Source organism: Allobosea sp. 47.2.35 (assembly GCF_024655635.1).
Classification (GTDB): Bacteria; Pseudomonadota; Alphaproteobacteria; order Rhizobiales; family Beijerinckiaceae; genus Allobosea.
The window spans coordinates 52,768-71,037 of the sequence record NZ_JANLGI010000017.1 but is presented as its reverse complement, the minus strand read 5'-3'; the positions used below and the strand labels follow the sequence as shown (position 1 = coordinate 71,037).

Sequence of the window (18,270 nt, the reverse complement as noted above, 5' to 3'; positions counted from 1 at the left end):
GATTCGGAAATTCGCCCTGAAGAGCGGGCCTTGTCGGGTCAGAACGCCTTGAAGGTGATGATCGTATGGGTGTCGGCGATCTCGGGGATCGACTGCACCTTCTGCGCGACGAAATGACCGATATCGACATCGGCCGCGACGTGGAACTTGGCCAGGATGTCGTAGTTGCCGGCGGTCGAGTAGATCTCGGAGGCTATCTCGCGATCGGCCAGTTCGCTGGCGACCTCGTAGGTCTTGCCGAGCTTGCATTTGATCTCGACGAAGAAGGTCTGCATCGCGCGCTCCGAAACTCTGATGCGGTCTGGATAGAATCCCTGGCGTGGAAAGATCAAGCGCCGGCGAGCGCGGCGATCCGTCGTGTCATCGCGTTCTCCGGGTCTGTCAGCCCGGCGATCACGGTGAAATGGTTGGCGCCGGGGACCTCCTCGTAGCGCGTCGTCACGCCTTCCAGCCCCCAGACGTCGACGAGCCGGCGGCTCTGCCTGTGATACTCGTCGCTCTCGGCGCCGCCGACCACGGCATCCATCGTCAATCGTGAGGGGGCTGGCCAGAACAGTGGGCTTTCCAGCTCCGCCGCCGCCATATCGAGATTCAGCGCCTTGTTGATGCTGGTCTCGGTCAGGGGCTTCAGATTGTAGAGTCCGGAGATGCCGTAAGCGGCCGGCACGAGCTGGTCCGGCAGGTCGGGATCGACATTCTTCCAGTCGGTCGCGAGCGTGCAGGCGCTGAGATGGCCGCCGGCGGAATGGCCGGACGCGACGACCGGCAGGCCGAAGCGACGCCACAGTGCCGCTGCCGCCTGCTGCAACTCCCAGACGATATGGCCGAGATGGACCTGCGGGCAGAGATCGTAGCCGACGACCGCGACCGGCAGGCCGAGCCGGTTCAGCCCGCGCGCCATATGGGAGAAATAGCTGCGGTCGAGCGCCTGCCAGTAGCCGCCATGGATGAACATCACCAGCGCGTTGCCGCGGATCGTCTCGGGCTTGAACAGGTCATAGGCTTGCCGCTCGCCCTCGCCATAGGAGACATCGAGCTCGCATAGCGCCTCGCTGCGATAGGCGGCGGCATCGGCCTGCCAGCCGGCGATGATTCCCGGATGTTCCGGCACGCGGGCGCGGTTGTTGTATTCACTCTCGTAGTCCGGCGACATCGGTCTTCCATCGCTGAAGGGCTGGGTCTTGGGCCGCACCGTGGCAGCCCGGCGCGCTTCGCGCCAGCGCTTTTGACAGGACCCTGCTCCGGCGCCAAAAGGCGGCAAGCCCATCGCAATGGGCAATGGAGGTCGCCATGGAAAACCCTGTTCTCGCCGAGGTCACGCGCGGCAATGTCGTCGAATCGCGCCATCGCGGCGCGGCGATCGTCGTCGATGCCGATGGCGGCGTGGTGTTCTCCGTCGGCGATGTCGAGCGCCCGGTCTTCCCGCGCTCGGCCGTCAAGGCGATCCAGGGCCTGCCGCTGATCGAGAGCGGCGCCGCCGACCGCTACGGGCTGACCGCGGCCGAGATCGCGCTCGCCGTTTCCTCGCATTCCGGCGAGCCGCTCCATGCCGAGACCTCGCTCGGGATGCTGCGCAAGGCCGGCCGCGATGCCGGCTGCCTCGAATGCGGCGCGCATTGGCCGTCGAACGAGCTGGTTTCCCGCGCCCTGGCGAAATCGGGCGCCGAGCCCAGCGCCCTCAACAACAACTGCTCCGGCAAGCATGCCGGCTTCGTCTGCCTGTCCTGCAACATGGACGAAGATCCGAAGGGCTATGTGACGGCGGGCCACCCGGTACAGCAGGCCGTGCGCGGCGCGCTGGAGGCGGTGACCGGCGCCGCGCACAGTGTCGACCGCATGGGCATCGATGGCTGCTCGATCCCGTCCTATGCCGTACCGCTTTCGGCGCTGGCGCTGGGCTTCGCCCGCTTCGGCACCGGCCGCGGCTTCGGGCCGGAGCGGGCGAAGGCGGCGGCGCGTATTCGCGCGGCGGCGGCGGCCCATCCCTTCATGGTCGCCGGCACGGGCCGTTACGACACCCGCCTGATGGATCTGCTGGGTGAGCGCGCCTTCACCAAGACCGGGGCCGAAGGCGTCTATTGCGCCGCGCTGCCGGAGCTTGGCTACGGCATCGCCCTGAAATGCGATGACGGCGCCGGCCGCGCCGCCGAGATCGCTCTCGGTGCCCTGATTGCGCGCTTCCTGCCGATGGACGACGCCACGCAGGCGGCCTTCGCGCCGCTGCGCGAAACCGTGCTGAAGAACTGGAATGGCATCGAGGTCGGGCGCATCCGCGCGCCGGCCTGATCCGGGTTCAACGCACCGCGTTGTTCGCGACCACGATCCCGGAGGCCCTGCTGTCGGGGGCCTTCGTCAGGTCGCCGGTGACGGGTTTCCCGTATTCGGTGCCGATCACGGCGCCGTCGCGGGCCTCGGCGATGACGTTGTTGGCGATCAGCGCGTTACGCTCCTTCGGCACCAGCGAGACTGAGACGCCGATCCCGGTCTTGCGGATGACATTGCCGGTAGCGGCAAGATTGCGCATGCCCCAGGACCATCCGAGCGCGATGCCGATATCGCTGGCATCCTCGATGACATTGCCGGTCACCGCCGCTTCCGCCTCGACATGGATGCCATAGCCGCCGACCGGGTCCTTGCCGTAGGGCACGGCCTTGCGTGTCGCCCGGCGGATGATGTTGTTGGCGCAGACCGCCATGCGCCCGCCCTGGTCGAGATTGGTCATGGAGGCGCCCGACGCGCAGTCCTCGACATGGTTGTTGGCGATGATGGCGCCTTCGAAGGCGAATTCGCTGTAGAGAGCGACCTCGCCGCAGCGCCGCCCCTGATTGCCGAGGATCTGAACGCCCGAGCCGGAATTGTTGCGGATGAAGCTCAGCGCGCAGTCGCGCAACTGGTTGCCCTCGATGATGACGCCGCCGGCACGGAAGACGCTGATGCCGTTGCCGTTCTGCCCGCTGCCGCCGCCATCGGTGCGGATGCGCATGACATGGTTGCCGCGCACGATCGATCCGTCGTCGCCCACCTGACTGCGCCAGACCTGGATGCCGTTATTGCCGCAATCCTCGACCCGGTTCTGCTCGACGGTGAGGCCCTTCGAATCGATGGCGAACAGGGCGGCATCCCGCATGTCGCCGAAGCGGTTCGCCGTGACGCGCCCGCCGCAGCGGTCGAGCGTCAATCCAACCGAGCCGGCCTTGACGAAGGCACAGCCGGAAATCGTGAGTTCGCCGACATTCTCCGCCGTCAGCAACCCGCTGCGCTGGGCCGAGGGAATGTCGAGCCCGTCGAAGCCCAGGCCGGTGAGTTCGGCCCGGCCGAGATTGCGGGCGATCAGCAGGGGCTGGCCATTGGCTGTGACGAGATGCGTTTCGCCGGGTACGCCGATGATCCGTGCATTCTCGGGGAGGGCCACACCACCGACCCGGTAGCGGCCGGGCGGCAGCAGGAGTGGCGCTCCACGCGCCGTGGCCTGCTTCAGGACGGCCTGAAGTTGCCGCGACTGATCCTCGGTTACGCCGGGCCGCAGCCCCAACTGGCCGGCATCCAGCCCGAGATGGCCGAGTGGACCCGCAGCCGTGCCGCGCGACTGTGCAGAGGCGGGCAGAACGGCAGAGGCCGTGCCGAAAAGGCCCATCGCCAGCACGCTGCGTCGGGAAAGCACCATGGAAGCTCCTGTTCGGCTGGCGCGGATCAAGCGCTGTGCCAGCTTCGGCTGTGCCGATCTGAGACCATGGCGCGCGGCGCGATCGCTACAACCCCAGCGCCCGCGCGATCTCGTCCGCCGCGGATGTCGGGGGCAGGCGGCCTGCTGCGACGGCGGCTTCAAGCTCCGGTGTCCGGGCCTTCAGGGCGGGGTCATGCCGGAGCCTGGCCTGCAGCCGATCCTGCACCATCGCCCACATCCATTTCACGTCCTGCTTGCGGCGCTTCTCGGCGATCAGGCCCTTGGCTTCGAAGCGAGCGCGATGCGCCTCGATCTTCGACCACAGCCCATCGAGCCCGAGTCCGGTCAATCCCGAGATCGTCACGACCGGTGTGCTCCACAGCGGCGAGGCCGGCGCCAGGATATGCAGGGCAGCCTTGTACTGGGCCGCCGCCGCGCGGGCAGGCGTCGCGCCGTCACCGTCGGCCTTGTTGACCGCGATCATGTCGGCGAGCTCGATGATGCCCTTCTTGATACCCTGCAATTCGTCGCCGGCATTGGGCAGCATCAGCACGAGGAAGAAATCGGTGAGATCGGCGACGGCGGTCTCGGATTGGCCGACGCCGACCGTCTCGACCAGGATCACGTCAAAGCCGGCGGCCTCGCAGAGCAGCATCGTCTCGCGCGTTTTGGCGGCAACGCCGCCGAGTGTGCCCGAGGACGGCGAGGGGCGGATATAGGCGTTCGGATCGATCGCGAGCCGGGCCATCCGCGTCTTGTCGCCGAGGATCGAGCCGCCGGTGCGGGTCGAGGACGGGTCGACGGCGAGCACCGCGACCTTGTGGCCTTTTTCCGTCAGATAGGTGCCCAGAGCGTCGATGGTGGTCGATTTGCCGACGCCGGGCACGCCGGTGATCCCGACCCGGATGGCGCGGCCGGTATGCGGGAGCAGCCGCTGGATCAGGGTCTGCGCCCGCTCGCGATGGTCGGCGCGGCGCGATTCAGCCAAGGTGATCGCACGCGCCAAAGCCGCGCGCTCGCCGGCGAGGATCGCGTCGCCGAGCGGATCGGCTGGAGAGCTGCTGTCGACCATGCCCCCAGTTAGCAAGTCGCGGGAGCGGGCGACAAGGCGTCCGCGCGCTTCACTTGCTTCATCACTGTGTCATGCGCGCATCTTGTGAATTCGCCGTTGCAATGAGACGACTTGGCGATGATGTGCGTGGCGATGCGGCTTCGTGTTTTCCTGTTGGCCCTGTTCCTCCCGCTGGCGCTCGCGGCCTGCGGCACGCCGCGCGTGCTGGAACTGAGCCAGACCCCCAAGGCGGACGTCGCGGGGACCGTTCAGATTTATGTCGCGACGACGCGCGAGGCCTCGGAGCAGCCGGTCTATTTCAGCGGCGAGCGCGGGCCCAAGCTCTCCTTCGCCCGCCTCGACATCACCGTGCCGCTCGTCCACAAGTCCGGCAACCTGGAGCTGCCCGACTCAGGCCCGGGCGATCCCGCGAAGCACTTCACCGCGACCAATCTCCAGAAGCTCGACCTCGCTCCTGTCGTTTCCGACGTGCGCAAGGAATTGGCGCGGCGGCCGGCTTCCCAGCGCGACGTGCTGGTCTTCGTCCACGGCTACAACACCAATTTCGCCGATTCAGTCTATCGTTTCGCCCAGATCGTCTATGATTCCGGCTTCAAGGGCGTGCCGGTGCTGTTCACCTGGCCCTCGCGCGGCCAATTGCTGGCCTATCCCTATGATCGCGAAAGCGCCTTCTACTCCCGCGATTTCCTCGAAGCGAACCTGCGCGCCATCGCCCGCGATCTCGGTCCGTCACGGATGGACATTCTCGCCCATTCCATGGGCACGCTGCTGACGCTGGAGACGCTTCGGCAGGCCGCGATCCGTGGCGACGGCGCCTTCGGCGGCAAGCTGCGCGACGTCATGCTCGCGGCGCCCGACGTCGATCTCGACGTATTCAAGACGCAGATGCGCGAAATCCGGCGGCCGATAACGGTTTTCGTCTCGGCCGACGACCGGGCGCTCGATTTCTCGCGGCGCTTCGCCGGCGACAAGAAGCGGTTGGGCGCGGTGTCGAGCAAGGACACCGAAACGATCGCGGAGCTGGAGAAGCTCGGCGTGAAGCTGATCGACCTGTCCGAGGTCTCCTCGGGCGACAGCCTCAACCACGCGAAATTCGCGTCCTCGCCGAAGGTCGTGCAGCTCATCGGCCAAAGGCTGCAGCAGGACAAGGGCATCGGCTTCGCCGGGCCGCAATTCGGCGACAGGGTCGGCGATATCGCTGGCGGCGTCATGGGCACGGTCGGCTCGACCGTCGGGCTTGTTGTTACCGCGCCGATCACGATCATCTCCGGCGCGGCGCAGTGATGTCGCTTCCATGCAACGCCTGCGCAACTGCGTGCAGGCCGCGGCAGCCCTGCCCCATTCTGGCCGCCTTGCCCTGCCTTTAGAGGTGCGGCTGCCAGTTCGGCCCCTCACATTCTGACCGGATGCCTGTCTCAATGCCCGTTACAAGGCGCGCCTTTTCATGCCGTTCGCTGGCCCTCGCCGCGTTCTTGCCGCTCGGCCTCGCGGCTTGCGCGCAGAGTGAGGCGAGCGTGTCGCCCTTTTCCGAGCCCGAGCGCGCCGACACCTCGGCGCTCGGCAAGGACCCGCGGCTGCTCGTCATGACGACGCGCCGGTCGACCGGCAATGCCACACCCTATTTCAACACGGATCGCGGCCCGCTGACCTTTGCCGAGGTCAGATTGTCGCCGCCCGGACGCGGCATTTCGGGCCGGGTCTCCTCCGCTGTGAGCGGCGATTGGGCGGTGCTCGGTGTTTCGCGCGAGACATCGGGGGATGCGGCGCGCGCCTTCTCGGACGCTGTGAACGGGCGCGATGTCCTGCTCTACATCCACGGCTTCAACGAGACCTTCGAGACGGCCGCCCGCAGCGCTGGCCAGCTCTCGCATTCGCTGGAGTTCCAGGGCCGCACGGCGCTGTTCACCTGGCCCTCCGGCGGCAAGCTGTTCGACTACGCCTACGACCGGGAAAGCGCGCTCTGGTCGCGCGACGGTTTCGTCCAGTCGCTGCAGGCGCTTGTCGCCAACCCGACGGTCGGCCGCATCCATATCGTCGCCCATTCGATGGGAACCTTCCTGACGCTGGAAGGCCTGCGCGAGCTGCGCGATTCCCAGGAGATCTACGCCCGGATCGGTTCGGTCGTGCTGGCCTCGCCCGATGTCGATATCGACGCCTTCGAGCAGACGGTGAAGAAGCTCGGGCCGCTCGCCCAGCGCATGACCGTGATCATCGATCCCGGCGACCGGGCGTTGGCCGTCTCCGCCCGCATCGCCGGCGGCGTCGCGCGCGCTGGTGCTGCGGATCGCTCACGGCTGGAAGCGCTGGGTGTGCGCGTCGCCGACACTTCCGGCCGGGGCTGGAGCATGCTGCGCCACGATCTCTTCCTGTCCAACAGCGAGGTCACGCAGGTCGTGCGCCGCGCCATGGATCGCGGCGGCTAGAGGAGTGGCGGAATGAAGTGGCATGGCAAGGGAGCGGTGGTCGTCGCGCTGGCGCTGGGCCTCGGCTCTTCCGCCGCTTCTGCCGAAACGTCGGCGCTTTTCGTCGGGACTGGACCAGCCGAAGGTAGCTACACTGATCTGCAGCCGGCGACGGTCGCAGTTTCAACCTATGCGCCGCCGGCTTGTGCCGCCAAGCCTTGCCCGCTGCTGATCGCGGTCCACGGCATGGGCCGCAATGCGAAGGGCGCCCGCGATGCCTGGAAGTCTGCAGCCGACCGGGCCGGCTTCCTCGTTCTGGCCCCGCGCTTCGACAAGGATCAGTTTCCGAGCCGCCGCTTCCAGCAGGGCGGGGTGCGCGGCGCGGCCGACAAGGCGAAATGGACCTTCAGCCTGATCGAGAGGTTGTTCGACGCTGCCCGCGCCAGCGGTCGCGTCGCGGGGGACAGCTACACGATTTTCGGGCACTCGGCCGGCGCGCAGTTCGTGCATCGCATGGTCATGCTGATGCCGGAGGCTCGCATCGCGACAGCGGCGGTCGCGAACGCCGGCTACTACACGCTGCCGGTTCTGTCCGGTGAGCGCGCCTATCCCTATTCGCTGAGGGGCACGCCTGCCACTGATGCCACGCTGGCCCGCGCCCTCGCCAAGCCGATGCTGGTCATGCTCGGTGATCAGGACATTGATCCTAATCACCACCAGCTCAACAAATCCCGTGGCGCCGAGGAGCAGGGCGCGACCCGCTTCGCACGCGGCGAGCATTTCATGGCCGCGGCTCGCGATGAGGCGCACCGTCTCGGCGTGACGCTCCGCTGGCGCGAGGTCGTGGTGCCCGGCGTGGGGCATCAGCAGGGCGGCATGGCCAAGGCTGCGGAGGCCGAGCTGTTCGGCGCCCGCTGAAGCCTTCTAGATCGGCGGCAGGCCGGAGCGCTTCTTGATCGTTGCCAGGGCGAAATTGGATTCGACCGACTGGATGCATTTCAGCCGCGTCGCCTTCTGCTTCAGGAAGCGCTCATAGCCCTCGATGCCGTCGGTGACGACGCGCAGCAGGTAATCCTGCGAGCCGGTCATGAGGTAGCATTCGGCGACCTCGCTCCAGCTTTCTACGGCTTTCTCGAATTCGGCGATCTGCTCCTGGTTCTGCTGGGTCAGTCGCACCGAGACGAAGACGCTGAAGGGCAGCCCATAGGCCTTGGGGTCGACGACGGCCGTATAGCCCTGGATGACGCCGGTTTCTTCCAACCGCTTCAGGCGCCGGAGGCACGGCGTCGGCGACAGCCCGACTCGCTGCGACAGGTCCTGGTTGGTGATGCGTCCGTCCTCGCGCAGCACGGCGAGAATCCGGCGGTCGATGCTGTCGAGCACGATATGCTCCATCCCTGTCAAAATTGAGCAGAAAGCTGCTCAGCGTACATTAGGATGATGCTGATCGGCCAAGCAATGGCGCGATGATGGGAATAATCTGGTGCCAGAAACCGGCCTGCGCTGCAGGATCGCAAGGGAGACGGCCATGAGCGAAGACAACTACCACAAGGACCGGATCGCCAACCGCAAGCTCCATCCCGAGACGCTGATGATGGGCTTCGGCTATTCGCCGGCCATGTCGGAAGGCTCGCTTAAGCCGCCGGTCTTCCTGACCTCGACCTTCGTTTTCGAGAATGCCCAGCAGGGCAAGGACTTCTTCGATTTCACCTCCGGCCGGCGCCAGCCCAAGCCCGGCGAGAAGCCCGGCCTCGTCTATTCGCGCTTCAACCACCCCAACATGGAGATCCTCGAGGATCGCCTGGCGATCTGGGACGAAGCCGAGAAATGCGCCGTCTTCGCCTCCGGCATGGCGGCGATCGCGACGACCTGCTTCGCCTTCCTGCGCCCCGGCGACACGATCCTGCACTCGCGCCCGCTCTATGGCGGTACCGAGACGCTGCTGAAGAACCAGATGGGCGCCTTCGGCGTCACGCCCTTCGGCTTCACCGACGGGCTCGATATCGAGCAGATGCGTGACGTCGCGCGGGCCGCCGCCGCCAAGGGCCGCGTCGCGATGATCCTGGTGGAGACGCCGGCCAACCCGACCAACGGCCTCGTCGACCTCGCCGCCTGCAAGATGATCGCCGACGAGCTGGAGAAGTCGCAGGGTCACCGCCCGCCGGTCGTGGTCGATAACACCATGCTCGGCCCGAAATACCAGAAGCCGCTGAAGCAGGGCGCCGATCTCTCGCTGCTCTCGCTGACCAAATATGTCGGTGGCCATTCCGACCTCGTCGGCGGCTCGATCAGCGGTTCCGAGGCCCTCGTGCGGCAGGTGAAGGCCTGGCGCGGTTCGCTGGGCACGCAAGCCGACCCGAATTCCTGCTGGATGCTGATGCGCTCGCTGGAGACGCTTGACATCCGCATGAGCCGCGCCAACGAGAACGCCAAGCTGGTGGCGGAATATCTGGAAAGCCACCCGAAGGTCGCCCGGGTCCACTATCTCGGCAACCTCAAAGAGGGCGATCCGCGCAAGGCCGTGTTCGACCGCCAGTGCACGGCGGCGGGCTCGACCTTCGCCTTCGACGTCAAGGGTGGCGAGAAGGAAGCCTTCGCCGTGCTCGACAACCTCCAGATCATGAAGCTCGCGGTCAGCCTCGGCGGCACCGAAACCCTGGTTTCGCACCCGGCCGCGATGACCCATTCCGGCGTCGCCCGCGAATTGCGCGAGGAAATCGGCCTGACCGACGCCCTCATCCGCATCTCGGTTGGCATCGAGAATATCGAGGACCTGATCTCGGATCTGGCGCAGGCCTTCGAAGCGGTCTGACCGCTTCGAAACGCTAGACCCCGACCCGTCCCCAGCCCGGCAGCTTCAGCGCCGGGCTGCGCAGGTCGAGCCCGGCGACAAGGCCGAGCAGGTTGATCTCGATGCCCTCGACCCAGCCGACCGTCACGCCGGCAAGGCCATAAAGCGAAGCCTGGATGCCGGTCCGGCTGGCTGTCAGCCCGGCGAAAAGGCCGTCGGCGCGCCAGTCCTTGCCAAGCGCGGTCGGCGGCAGTGCCTGATGCAACTCCGGCACCTCGGCCAGCACATGCTGGACGAAGCTGTTCGAATTCGGCCCCGGCCAGGCGAGATAGCTGCCGGGGCTGGAATAGGCGTAAGCAGCGACCGCCGCGCGTATGCGCGGGATCAGACGCTCGGCTGCCTCGCCGCGAATCTCGGCGACAGGTTCCGGCATGTTGCCGAACCAGCGGCCATCGGCATCGCGATGGTTGACCCGGACCGGCGCGCCCCAGCCGACGACATCGAAGCGGGTATAGGCGGAAGCGCCACGCTCCTTCACCACGACCCAGGAGTGATGCGCGAAGATGCCGCGCCAGCGCCCGACCCGCGCGGCGAAGACATGCACGGTCGCTTCGGGCTCGACGGAAGCCGCCGGCAGGAGCTTGGCGCTGGTCCAGTCGGCACGCTGCCAGTTCGGCGCATGCGTCTGCCAGTACCACCAGCCCGCATGGCTCGCGAGCGGCAGCAGGAAGGCGATCGCGAAGAACAAAAGGAAGCGGCGGAACAGGCGCATGCGGTACGGTATGTGCATGAGGACGGGGGCCGGCAAGGCTGCCGCCGTTCACGCTTGCGTCAGGCGCAGCCTGCCTGTGCGCGGGCGTTCGGTCGCGCCCGATCGCGGTTGATGCCGGGGGGAAAGCTGGTAGCGTGCGCGCGCCAACACGATGGAGGGGCGGATTGGGTAGGGCGACGAAGCGACTGACCGAGGCGATTGCCGCTTGCGCGATCGGATTGGGACTTCTGGCCACGCCGGTGGCCGCGCAGGACAAGCAGCTGCGCATCTTCAACTGGTCCGATTATGTCGATCCGGAGGTGCTTGACGCCTTCAAGAAGGAAACCGGCATCACCGTTGTCTACGACACCTTCGACCAGATGGAGACGGTCGAGACCAAGCTTCTCGCCGGCAAGACCGGCTACGACCTGATCGTCGTCACCGCCTCCTTCCTGCCGCGCCATATCCCGCTCGGCCTCTATCAGCCGGTCGACAAGGACAAGGCGCCGAACCTCAGGAATCTCTGGCCGGAGATCCAGACGCGGCTGTCGAAATACGATCCCGGCAACAAATACGCCGTGAACTACATGTGGGGCACCACAGGGATCGGGTACAACACCGGCAAGATCAAGGAACGCCTCGGCCCCGATGTGGTGATAGACAGCTGGAAGATCGTCTTCGAGCCTGACACGCTGAAGAAGCTCTCCAACTGCGGCGTCCATGTGCTCGACGCGGTCGAGGAGATGTTCCCGGCGGCTTTGCGCTATCTCGGGCTCGACCCCGACTCGAAGAACGAGGCTGATCTTAACAAGGCCGGCGAGCTCCTGCGCAAGATCCGCCCGCATATCCAGAAATTCCATTCCTCGGAATACATTAACGCGCTGGCGAACGGCGATATCTGCCTCGCCGTCGGCTATTCCGGCGACATCCTCCAGGCCAAGAAGCGCGCCGAGGAAGCCAAGAACGGCGTCCAGGTTGCTTATTCGATTCCGAAGGAAGGCGCGCTGATGTGGTTCGACTCGCTGGTGATCCCGAAGGATGCCGGCAATGTCGAAGCGGCCCTGAAGTTCATCGACTTCGTCAACAAGCCGGAGATGGCAGCGAAGAATTCGGACTTCATCCAGTATGCCAACGGCAACCTGGCCTCGAAGCCGTTCCTCTCGGCGGCGGTGCGCGACAATCCCGGCATCTATCCCTCGGACGCGGTGATGGCGCGGCTCTATACGATCACGCCCTATGACCAGAAGTCCCAGCGGCTGGTGAACCGGCTCTGGACCCGCGTCAAGACCGGCAAGTGACCGGCGCCGGACAGGTCACGACGCCTATGAAAAAGAGCTCGCCCGGCAGCGTGCGCCGGGCTTTCCAGCCCTGGAACGACCCGGCGGCGAAGCCGCTGGTCGAGTTCCGCGGCGTGACCAAGCGCTTCGGCGATGTCACGGCGGTTGGCGATCTGTCGCTCTCGCTCTATCCGCGCGAATTCTTCGCGCTGCTTGGGCCCTCAGGCTGCGGCAAGACCACGTTGATGCGCATGCTGGCCGGCTTCGAGACGCCGGATGCCGGCACCATCCTGCTCGATGGGCAGGACATCACCGGCATCCCGCCGCATCTGCGGCCGATCAACATGATGTTCCAGTCCTATGCGCTGTTCCCGCATCTCAGTGTGGCCGGCAATATCGCCTATGGGCTGAAGCGCGAGGGGCTGCCGCGCGCCGAGATCGACCGGCGCGTCGAGGAGATGCTGGCACTGGTCAAGCTCTCCGGCCTTGGCGGCCGAAAGCCGCACCAGCTCTCCGGTGGCCAGCGCCAGCGCGTCGCGCTCGCCCGTTCGCTGGCCAAGCGGCCGAAGCTCCTCCTGCTCGACGAGCCGATGGCGGCGCTCGACAAGAAGCTGCGCGAGCAGACCCAGTTCGAATTGATGGACCTGCAGAGCGAGCTCGGCCTCACCTTCATGGTTGTCACCCACGACCAGGACGAGGCGATGACCATGGCCGACCGCATGGCGGTGATGGATCACGGCAAGCTCGTCCAGATCGGCCCGCCCGACGTGATCTACGAGGCGCCAGCCAATCGCCACGTCGCGGAATTCGTCGGCGACATCAACATCTTCGAAGGCCGGATCGCGGCCGTCGAGGGCGAGCTGGTCCGGGCCGAGATGCCGCATGTCGGCACCGTCGAACTCGACGAGGATGCGCCGGCCCTGAAGGCGGGCGAGCCGCTCGTCGTCGGCATCCGGCCGGAGAAGATCGAGATCGCTCATGACGAGCCCGCGCAGGGCGTCAACAAGGTCGCGGGCGAGATCTGGGATATCGGATATCTCGGCGACTTCACCATGATCCAGGTGATGCTTGGCGGTGAGGGCGGTCAGTTGGTCAAGGTCGCGCTCGCCAACCGCACGCGCCGAATGGCCCGGCCTTTCGCCTGGGACGACAAGGTCTGGCTCTCCTGGGATGTCGAGGCGGGCGTGGTGCTGCCGCCATGAGCGCGGTCGCTTCGCTGCAGCGGCTGCGCCGGCTGGTCGTGGCCGTGCCCTATCTCTGGCTAGCGCTGTTCTTCCTCGCACCCTTCGTCATCGTGCTGCGCATGGCCTTCTCCCAGGCCGCGACGGCCCTGCCGCCCTATGCGCCGCACTGGGAGGGGCTTGCCCAGCTCGGCGAATTCCTCTCGCAGCTCGACCTCGCGAATTTCAGCCTGCTCGGCGACGACGCGCTCTACTGGCAGAGCTACCTCTACTCGCTGCGCATCGCGGCGCTGACCACGATCTTCGCGCTGGCGATCGGCTATCCACTTGCCTATGCCATGGCCTCGGCCCCGGCGCGCTGGCGCGGAACCCTGCTCGTCTTCGTCATTCTGCCGTTCTGGACCTCCTTCCTGATCCGCGTCTACGCCTGGATCGGCATTCTCCGGCCGGATGGGCTGCTCGACGCGTCGCTCGCTTTCCTGGGCCTTGAGGGCGAGCCTCTGCGCCTGCTCAACACCGAGACGGCCGTGCTGCTCGGCATGGTCTATTCCTACCTGCCCTTCATGGTGCTGCCGCTCTTCGCGACACTTGAGAAGCTCGATCGCGGCTTGCTCGAAGCGGCTTCCGACCTCGGCGCAACCCCGGTCACGGCCTTCTTGACGGTGACGCTGCCGTTGTCGCTGCCGGGTATCCTCGCCGGCTCGGCGCTGGTCTTCATTCCGGCGGTCGGCGAATTCGTCATCCCCGATCTGCTCGGCGGCCCCGATACCGTCATGATCGGCAAAGTGCTGTGGAACGAGTTCTTCTCCAACCGCGACTGGCCTTTGGCTTCGGCGGTTGCGGTGGTCCTGCTCGTCGTGCTGGTGCTGCCGCTCGTCCTGCTTCAACGGGCTCGCCTCAGCCGGGAGATGGCGGCATGAGCCGGCTCGGTCCCGGATTGATCCTTGCTCTTATCGTCGGCTTTGCCTTCCTCTATCTGCCGATCCTGACGCTGATCGCCTATTCCTTCAACGCCTCGCGGCTGGTGACGGTCTGGGGCGGCTTCTCGACGCATTGGTACGGCGCGCTGATGCAGAACGGGCCGCTGCTCGATGCAGCCTGGCTCTCGATGCGCCTCGGCTTCGTCTCGGCGACGCTGGCGACGGTCCTCGGCACGCTGGCGGCGCTTGCTCTGGCGCGCCATGGCCGTTTCATGGGGCGCACCCTGTTCTCCGGCATGGTGCTGGCGCCGCTCGTCATGCCCGAGGTGGTGACCGGCCTGTCGCTGCTGCTGCTCTTCGTCGCCGCCGATGTCGAGCGCGGCTTCTGGACGGTCACGATCGCCCACGCGACCTTCAGCCTGGGCTTTGCCTGCATCGTCGTGCAGTCGCGGCTCGCCGGCTTCGATCGCTCGCTGGAGGAGGCGGCGCAAGACTTGGGCGCCACGCCCTTCGTCACCTTCTGGACCGTGACCCTGCCGCTGATCTGGCCGGCGGTGGCGGCGGGCTGGATGCTCGCCTTCACGCTGTCACTCGATGACCTTGTCATCGCGAGCTTCACGACCGGCCCCGGCGCGACGACGCTGCCGATGCGGCTTTATTCGGCGGTCAAGCTCGGGGTCTCGCCAGAGATCAACGCCGCCTGCACGATCATGATCGGCGCCGTCGCCGTCGTCGTGATCGCGGCCTCGCTGCTTTTGAAGCGCGAGCAATTGTCCGGCAGCTAAACGGCGGCTGAACGGCATCCTCAAAGCCCGTTCAGCCAGGACCTGCGAATGTCCGATCCGTGGCAGGGCGATCCCTGCCGGAACAGGACATGAGACCATGTTTGGCAATCGCGCCCGGATCGGTTTGACAGCGCTCGCGCTCAGCGGCGCCGTGCTCGCAGCCTCGGCATTCGCCGGCGCAGGCGAGGCCCAGGCCTTCGGCCGTGGCTATGAGCGCTCCTATGATCGCCCGGCCTACGGCTATGGCTGGCGCCCGGCGCCACCCGCCGTCCACGGCTTCTGGGGCCAGCGCCGCTGGCATCGCTACTCCGACGGTTATGGCATGCGGCCGCCTCCGCCGCGCTACGGCTATGGTTACGGCTGGCGGTAAGTGTCGCCACGTCGGTCGTGATCATGGGGCGGGCGCTGCCGGCTGGCAGCGCCCGCCTTCTTTTATTCCGCTGCCGTCCGCTGGGCGTAGCCGAGGCGCTCGTTCAGTTCCTGCAGCAGCTTCTCGGCAGCATCGGCGATGACCGTGCCGGGCGGGAAGATCGCCGAGGCGCCGGCTTCTATCAGCGCGTCGAAATCCTGCGGCGGGATCACCCCGCCGACCACGATCATGATGTCGGGGCGTCCGGCCTTGGCGAGCGCCGCCTTGAGTTCCGGCACCAGCGTGAGGTGACCAGCCGCGAGCGAGGAGACGCCGACGATGTGGACGTCGTTCTCGACGCCCTGCCGCGCCGCCTCGTCCGGGGTCGCGAAGAGCGGGCCGATATCGACGTCGAAGCCGAGATCGGCGAAGGCCGAGGCGATCACCTTCTGGCCGCGATCGTGCCCGTCCTGGCCCATCTTGGCGACGAGGATGCGCGGACGTCGCCCATCGGCTTCCTCGAAGGCTTCGCACATCAACTGGACGCGCGTCACGGCTGGGTTCATCTCGCCGACCTCCCGCTTGTAGACGCCCGAGATCGCCTTGATCTCCGCCCGGTGGCGCCCGAAGACCTGCTCCATCGCCATCGAAATCTCGCCGACGGTGGCCTTGGCGCGTGCGGCCTTCACCGCGAGGTCGAGCAGATTGCCGTTGCCGGCCGCTCCGTTGGTCAGAGCTGTCAGCGCGGCCTGCACCTCGGTTTCGCTGCGTTCGGCCTTGAGGCGCCTGAGCTTGTCGAGCTGCTGGGCGCGTACGGCGGCATTGTCGACCTTGAGGACATCGATCGTCGCCTCGTTGTCGGGCTTGTAGCAGTTGACGCCGATGATCGCCTGCTGGCCGCCATCGATGCGCGCCTGCGTCTTGGCGGCCGCCTCCTCGATGCGCAGCTTCGGGATGCCGGCCTCGATCGCCTTGGCCATGCCCCCCAGCTTCTCGACCTCCTGGATATGGCCCCAGGCCTTCTCGGCCAGTTCCGCGGTGAGCCGCTCGACATAATAGGAGCCGCCCCAGGGATCGATGATCCGGGTCGTGCCGCTTTCCTGCTGCAGCAGGATCTGGGTGTTGCGGGCGATGCGGGCCGAGAAGTCAGTCGGCAGCGCCAGCGCCTCGTCGAGCGCGTTGGTGTGCAGCGACTGGGTGTGCCCCTGAGTCGCCGCCATCGCCTCGATCATCGTGCGCGGCACGTTGTTGAACACGTCCTGCGCCGTCAGCGACCAGCCCGAAGTTTGGCAATGGGTCCGCAAGGGCAGGGATTTCTCGTTCTGCGCGCCGAAATCCTTGACGAGCTTCGCCCAGATCAGCCGGGCGGCGCGCATCTTGGCGACTTCCATGAAGAAGTTCATGCCGATCGCCCAGAAGAAGGACAGGCGCGGCGCGAAGACGTCGACAGAAAGGCCCGCCCGCTGGCCAGCGCGGATGTATTCGACGCCGTCGGCGAGCGTGTAGCCGAGCTCGAGGTCCTGCGTCGCCCCGGCCTCCTGCATGTGGTAGCCGGAGATCGAGATCGAGTTGAATTTCGGCATGTTCGCCGAGGTGAAGGCGAAGATGTCGCCGATGATCCGCATCGAAGGCGAGGGCGGGTAGATATAGGTGTTGCGGACCATGAACTCCTTGAGGATGTCGTTCTGGATGGTCCCCGAAAGCTTGGCCTGCGGCACGGCCTGTTCTTCCGCCGCGACGATGTAGAGCGCCAGCACCGGCAGCACGGCGCCGTTCATCGTCATCGACACGCTCATCTGGTCGAGCGGGATGCCCGAGAACAGCGTGCGCATGTCGTAGATCGAATCGATCGCGACACCGGCCATGCCGACATCGCCGCCAACGCGCGGATGATCGGAATCATAGCCGCGATGGGTGGCGAGGTCGAAGGCGACCGAGAGGCCCTTCTGCCCGGCGGCGAGGTTGCGCCGGTAGAAGGCGTTCGAATCCTCGGCCGTGGAGAAGCCGGCATATTGCCGGATCGTCCAGGGCTGGTTGACATACATGGTCGGGTAGGGGCCGCGCAGATAGGGCGCGATGCCCGGCAGCGTCCCGACGAAAGGCAGGCCATCGCGGTCGGCCGCGGTGTAGACCGGCTTGACCGGGATATCCTCAGGCGTCTGCCACGCTTCGCCCGTGGGCAAGGCGCCGGCTGCGGAGCGAGCGCCAGCAGCAAAGGCGAGCTTCGTGAAATCCGGGATCGCGGTCATGACTGGCTCCCGTCGGTCCTGTTCCACCAATGATGGAAATGATGCACCGGTCCGTGGCCGTGGCCAACCGCAACCTGATCGGCGGCGGCAATGGCGGCGGAGATATAGCTCTTGGCGTGGCCGACCGCCTCCGGCAGCGCCAGCCCCTTGGCGAGATTGGCGGCGATGGCGGAGGAGAGCGTGCAGCCGGTGCCATGGGTGTTGCGCGTCGCGAGGCGTGGCGCGTTGAAGCGCTGGCGTGCACCGCCGGCAAGCAAGAGGAGGTCGCTGCTGATCTCACCGGTGCCGTGGCCACCCTTGATCAGGACATTGGCCGCGCCCAGCGACGCGAGCTTATCGGCCTGCTCGTCCATCGCCTGATCGGTCTCGGCCATGCTCGTGCCGAGCAGGGCGGCGGCTTCCGGCAGGTTCGGCGTGATCAGCGTCGCGAGCGGGAAAAGATGGGTACGGATCGCCTCGACCGCCGAGCTTTCCAGCAGCCGCGCACCGGAGGCTGCGATCATGACGGGATCGAGCACGACATTCTTCGCGCCATGGCGCTTCAGCCCGGCCGCGACGGTCGCGATCAGCTCGGCCGTCGCTAGCATGCCGATCTTGACGGCAGCGACGTCGAGGTCCTCGAAGACCGCATCCATCTGCTGGGCGACGAAGTCGCGCGGCACGGCATGGATGGCGCTGACGCCTTTGGTGTTCTGCGCGGTCAGCGCCACGATCACGCTGGCGCCATAGACCTGATGAGCCGCGAAGGTCTTGAGATCGGCCTGGATGCCGGCGCCGCCGCTCGAATCCGAACCGGCGATGGTGAGGGCGATGGCAGTCAAACTCTTGT

General features: G+C 66.5%; 18 protein-coding genes. 10 read left to right on the top strand and 8 right to left on the bottom strand.

Features of this window, described 5'->3' with window-relative positions:
* Positions 1-38 precede the first annotated feature (38 nt).
* Both NUV79_RS19445 and NUV79_RS19440 read right to left on the bottom strand, forming a co-directional pair.
* Positions 39-275 carry an Lrp/AsnC ligand binding domain-containing protein gene (locus tag NUV79_RS19445; RefSeq protein WP_038361355.1) on the bottom strand — a complete coding sequence of 79 codons (237 nt, stop codon included), beginning with the start codon at positions 273-275 and terminating at the stop codon, positions 39-41.
* A gap of 53 nt (positions 276-328) precedes the next feature.
* On the bottom strand, positions 329-1,153 hold the full coding sequence (locus tag NUV79_RS19440; RefSeq protein WP_257734715.1) for an alpha/beta hydrolase: 825 nt from the start codon (positions 1,151-1,153) through the stop codon (positions 329-331).
* Positions 1,154-1,290: 137 nt separating this feature from the next.
* On the opposite strand from NUV79_RS19440, the gene NUV79_RS19435 reads away from it, so the two are divergent.
* On the top strand, positions 1,291-2,286 hold the full coding sequence (locus NUV79_RS19435; RefSeq protein ID WP_257734714.1) for an asparaginase: 996 nt from the start codon (positions 1,291-1,293) through the stop codon (positions 2,284-2,286).
* A 7-nt stretch (positions 2,287-2,293) separates the two neighbouring features.
* On the opposite strand, the gene NUV79_RS19430 is transcribed toward NUV79_RS19435, so the two are convergent.
* Together NUV79_RS19430 and meaB are read right to left on the bottom strand one after the other, a co-directional pair.
* Positions 2,294-3,664: a TIGR03808 family TAT-translocated repetitive protein gene (locus NUV79_RS19430; protein WP_257734713.1), complete on the bottom strand. Its 1,371-nt coding sequence runs from the start codon at positions 3,662-3,664 to the stop codon at positions 2,294-2,296.
* Positions 3,665-3,749: 85 nt separating this feature from the next.
* Positions 3,750-4,736 (bottom strand): methylmalonyl Co-A mutase-associated GTPase MeaB, encoded by a 987-nt coding sequence (gene meaB, locus NUV79_RS19425; RefSeq protein WP_257734712.1) that lies wholly within the window; start codon positions 4,734-4,736, stop codon positions 3,750-3,752.
* Between the two features lie 132 nt (positions 4,737-4,868).
* Here meaB and NUV79_RS19420 point away from each other — a divergent pair, with 132 nt between their 5' ends.
* The 3 genes from NUV79_RS19420 (at position 4,869) to NUV79_RS19410 (ending at position 8,056) form a co-directional block, all read left to right on the top strand.
* The gene (locus NUV79_RS19420; RefSeq protein WP_257734711.1) at positions 4,869-6,020 is read left to right on the top strand and encodes an alpha/beta hydrolase; all 1,152 of its coding nucleotides are present in this window, start codon (positions 4,869-4,871) and stop codon (positions 6,018-6,020) included.
* A gap of 134 nt (positions 6,021-6,154) precedes the next feature.
* Entirely contained in the window at positions 6,155-7,159 is a 1,005-nt protein-coding gene (locus NUV79_RS19415) for an alpha/beta hydrolase (RefSeq protein WP_374679300.1), read from the top strand.
* 12 nt (positions 7,160-7,171) lie between these two features.
* Positions 7,172-8,056 (top strand): PHB depolymerase family esterase, encoded by an 885-nt coding sequence (locus tag NUV79_RS19410; protein WP_257734709.1) that lies wholly within the window; start codon positions 7,172-7,174, stop codon positions 8,054-8,056.
* 6 nt (positions 8,057-8,062) lie between these two features.
* Here NUV79_RS19410 and NUV79_RS19405 read toward each other — a convergent pair whose 3' ends face one another.
* Entirely contained in the window at positions 8,063-8,533 is a 471-nt protein-coding gene (locus NUV79_RS19405; RefSeq protein WP_257734708.1) for an Lrp/AsnC family transcriptional regulator, read from the bottom strand.
* A gap of 133 nt (positions 8,534-8,666) precedes the next feature.
* Between NUV79_RS19405 and NUV79_RS19400 the strand changes: the two genes are divergently transcribed.
* On the top strand, positions 8,667-9,950 hold the full coding sequence (locus NUV79_RS19400; protein ID WP_257734707.1) for a cystathionine gamma-synthase family protein: 1,284 nt from the start codon (positions 8,667-8,669) through the stop codon (positions 9,948-9,950).
* 13 nt (positions 9,951-9,963) lie between these two features.
* Here the strand turns inward: NUV79_RS19400 and NUV79_RS19395 are convergent, their stop codons facing one another.
* Positions 9,964-10,701, bottom strand: coding sequence for a DUF3750 domain-containing protein (locus tag NUV79_RS19395; protein ID WP_257734706.1), 738 nt, complete (start codon positions 10,699-10,701; stop codon positions 9,964-9,966).
* 164 nt (positions 10,702-10,865) lie between these two features.
* On the opposite strand from NUV79_RS19395, the gene NUV79_RS19390 reads away from it, so the two are divergent.
* From NUV79_RS19390 to NUV79_RS19370, 5 genes are all read left to right on the top strand, one after another.
* Positions 10,866-11,978: a polyamine ABC transporter substrate-binding protein gene (locus NUV79_RS19390; RefSeq protein WP_308218222.1), complete on the top strand. Its 1,113-nt coding sequence runs from the start codon at positions 10,866-10,868 to the stop codon at positions 11,976-11,978.
* A 26-nt stretch (positions 11,979-12,004) separates the two neighbouring features.
* Positions 12,005-13,159 (top strand): ABC transporter ATP-binding protein, encoded by a 1,155-nt coding sequence (locus NUV79_RS19385; protein ID WP_257734705.1) that lies wholly within the window; start codon positions 12,005-12,007, stop codon positions 13,157-13,159.
* Entirely contained in the window at positions 13,156-14,058 is a 903-nt protein-coding gene (locus tag NUV79_RS19380; protein ID WP_257734704.1) for an ABC transporter permease, read from the top strand. Before NUV79_RS19385 ends, NUV79_RS19380 begins: the two co-directional genes overlap by 4 nt.
* A complete protein-coding gene (locus NUV79_RS19375) occupies positions 14,055-14,843 on the top strand; it encodes an ABC transporter permease (protein WP_257734703.1) in 789 nt (262 codons plus the stop codon). The genes NUV79_RS19380 and NUV79_RS19375 overlap by 4 nt, the downstream gene beginning before the upstream one ends.
* A gap of 97 nt (positions 14,844-14,940) precedes the next feature.
* Positions 14,941-15,213, top strand: a complete 273-nt coding sequence (locus NUV79_RS19370) for a hypothetical protein (RefSeq protein WP_257734702.1) — start codon at positions 14,941-14,943, stop codon at positions 15,211-15,213.
* A 62-nt stretch (positions 15,214-15,275) separates the two neighbouring features.
* Here NUV79_RS19370 and scpA read toward each other — a convergent pair whose 3' ends face one another.
* Together scpA and thiD are read right to left on the bottom strand one after the other, a co-directional pair.
* Positions 15,276-17,441, bottom strand: a complete 2,166-nt coding sequence (scpA, locus tag NUV79_RS19365; RefSeq protein ID WP_257734701.1) for a methylmalonyl-CoA mutase — start codon at positions 17,439-17,441, stop codon at positions 15,276-15,278.
* Positions 17,438-18,262 carry a bifunctional hydroxymethylpyrimidine kinase/phosphomethylpyrimidine kinase gene (gene thiD / locus NUV79_RS19360; RefSeq protein WP_257734700.1) on the bottom strand — a complete coding sequence of 275 codons (825 nt, stop codon included), beginning with the start codon at positions 18,260-18,262 and terminating at the stop codon, positions 17,438-17,440. Before thiD ends, scpA begins: the two co-directional genes overlap by 4 nt.
* Between the last annotated feature and the right edge of the window lie 8 nt (positions 18,263-18,270).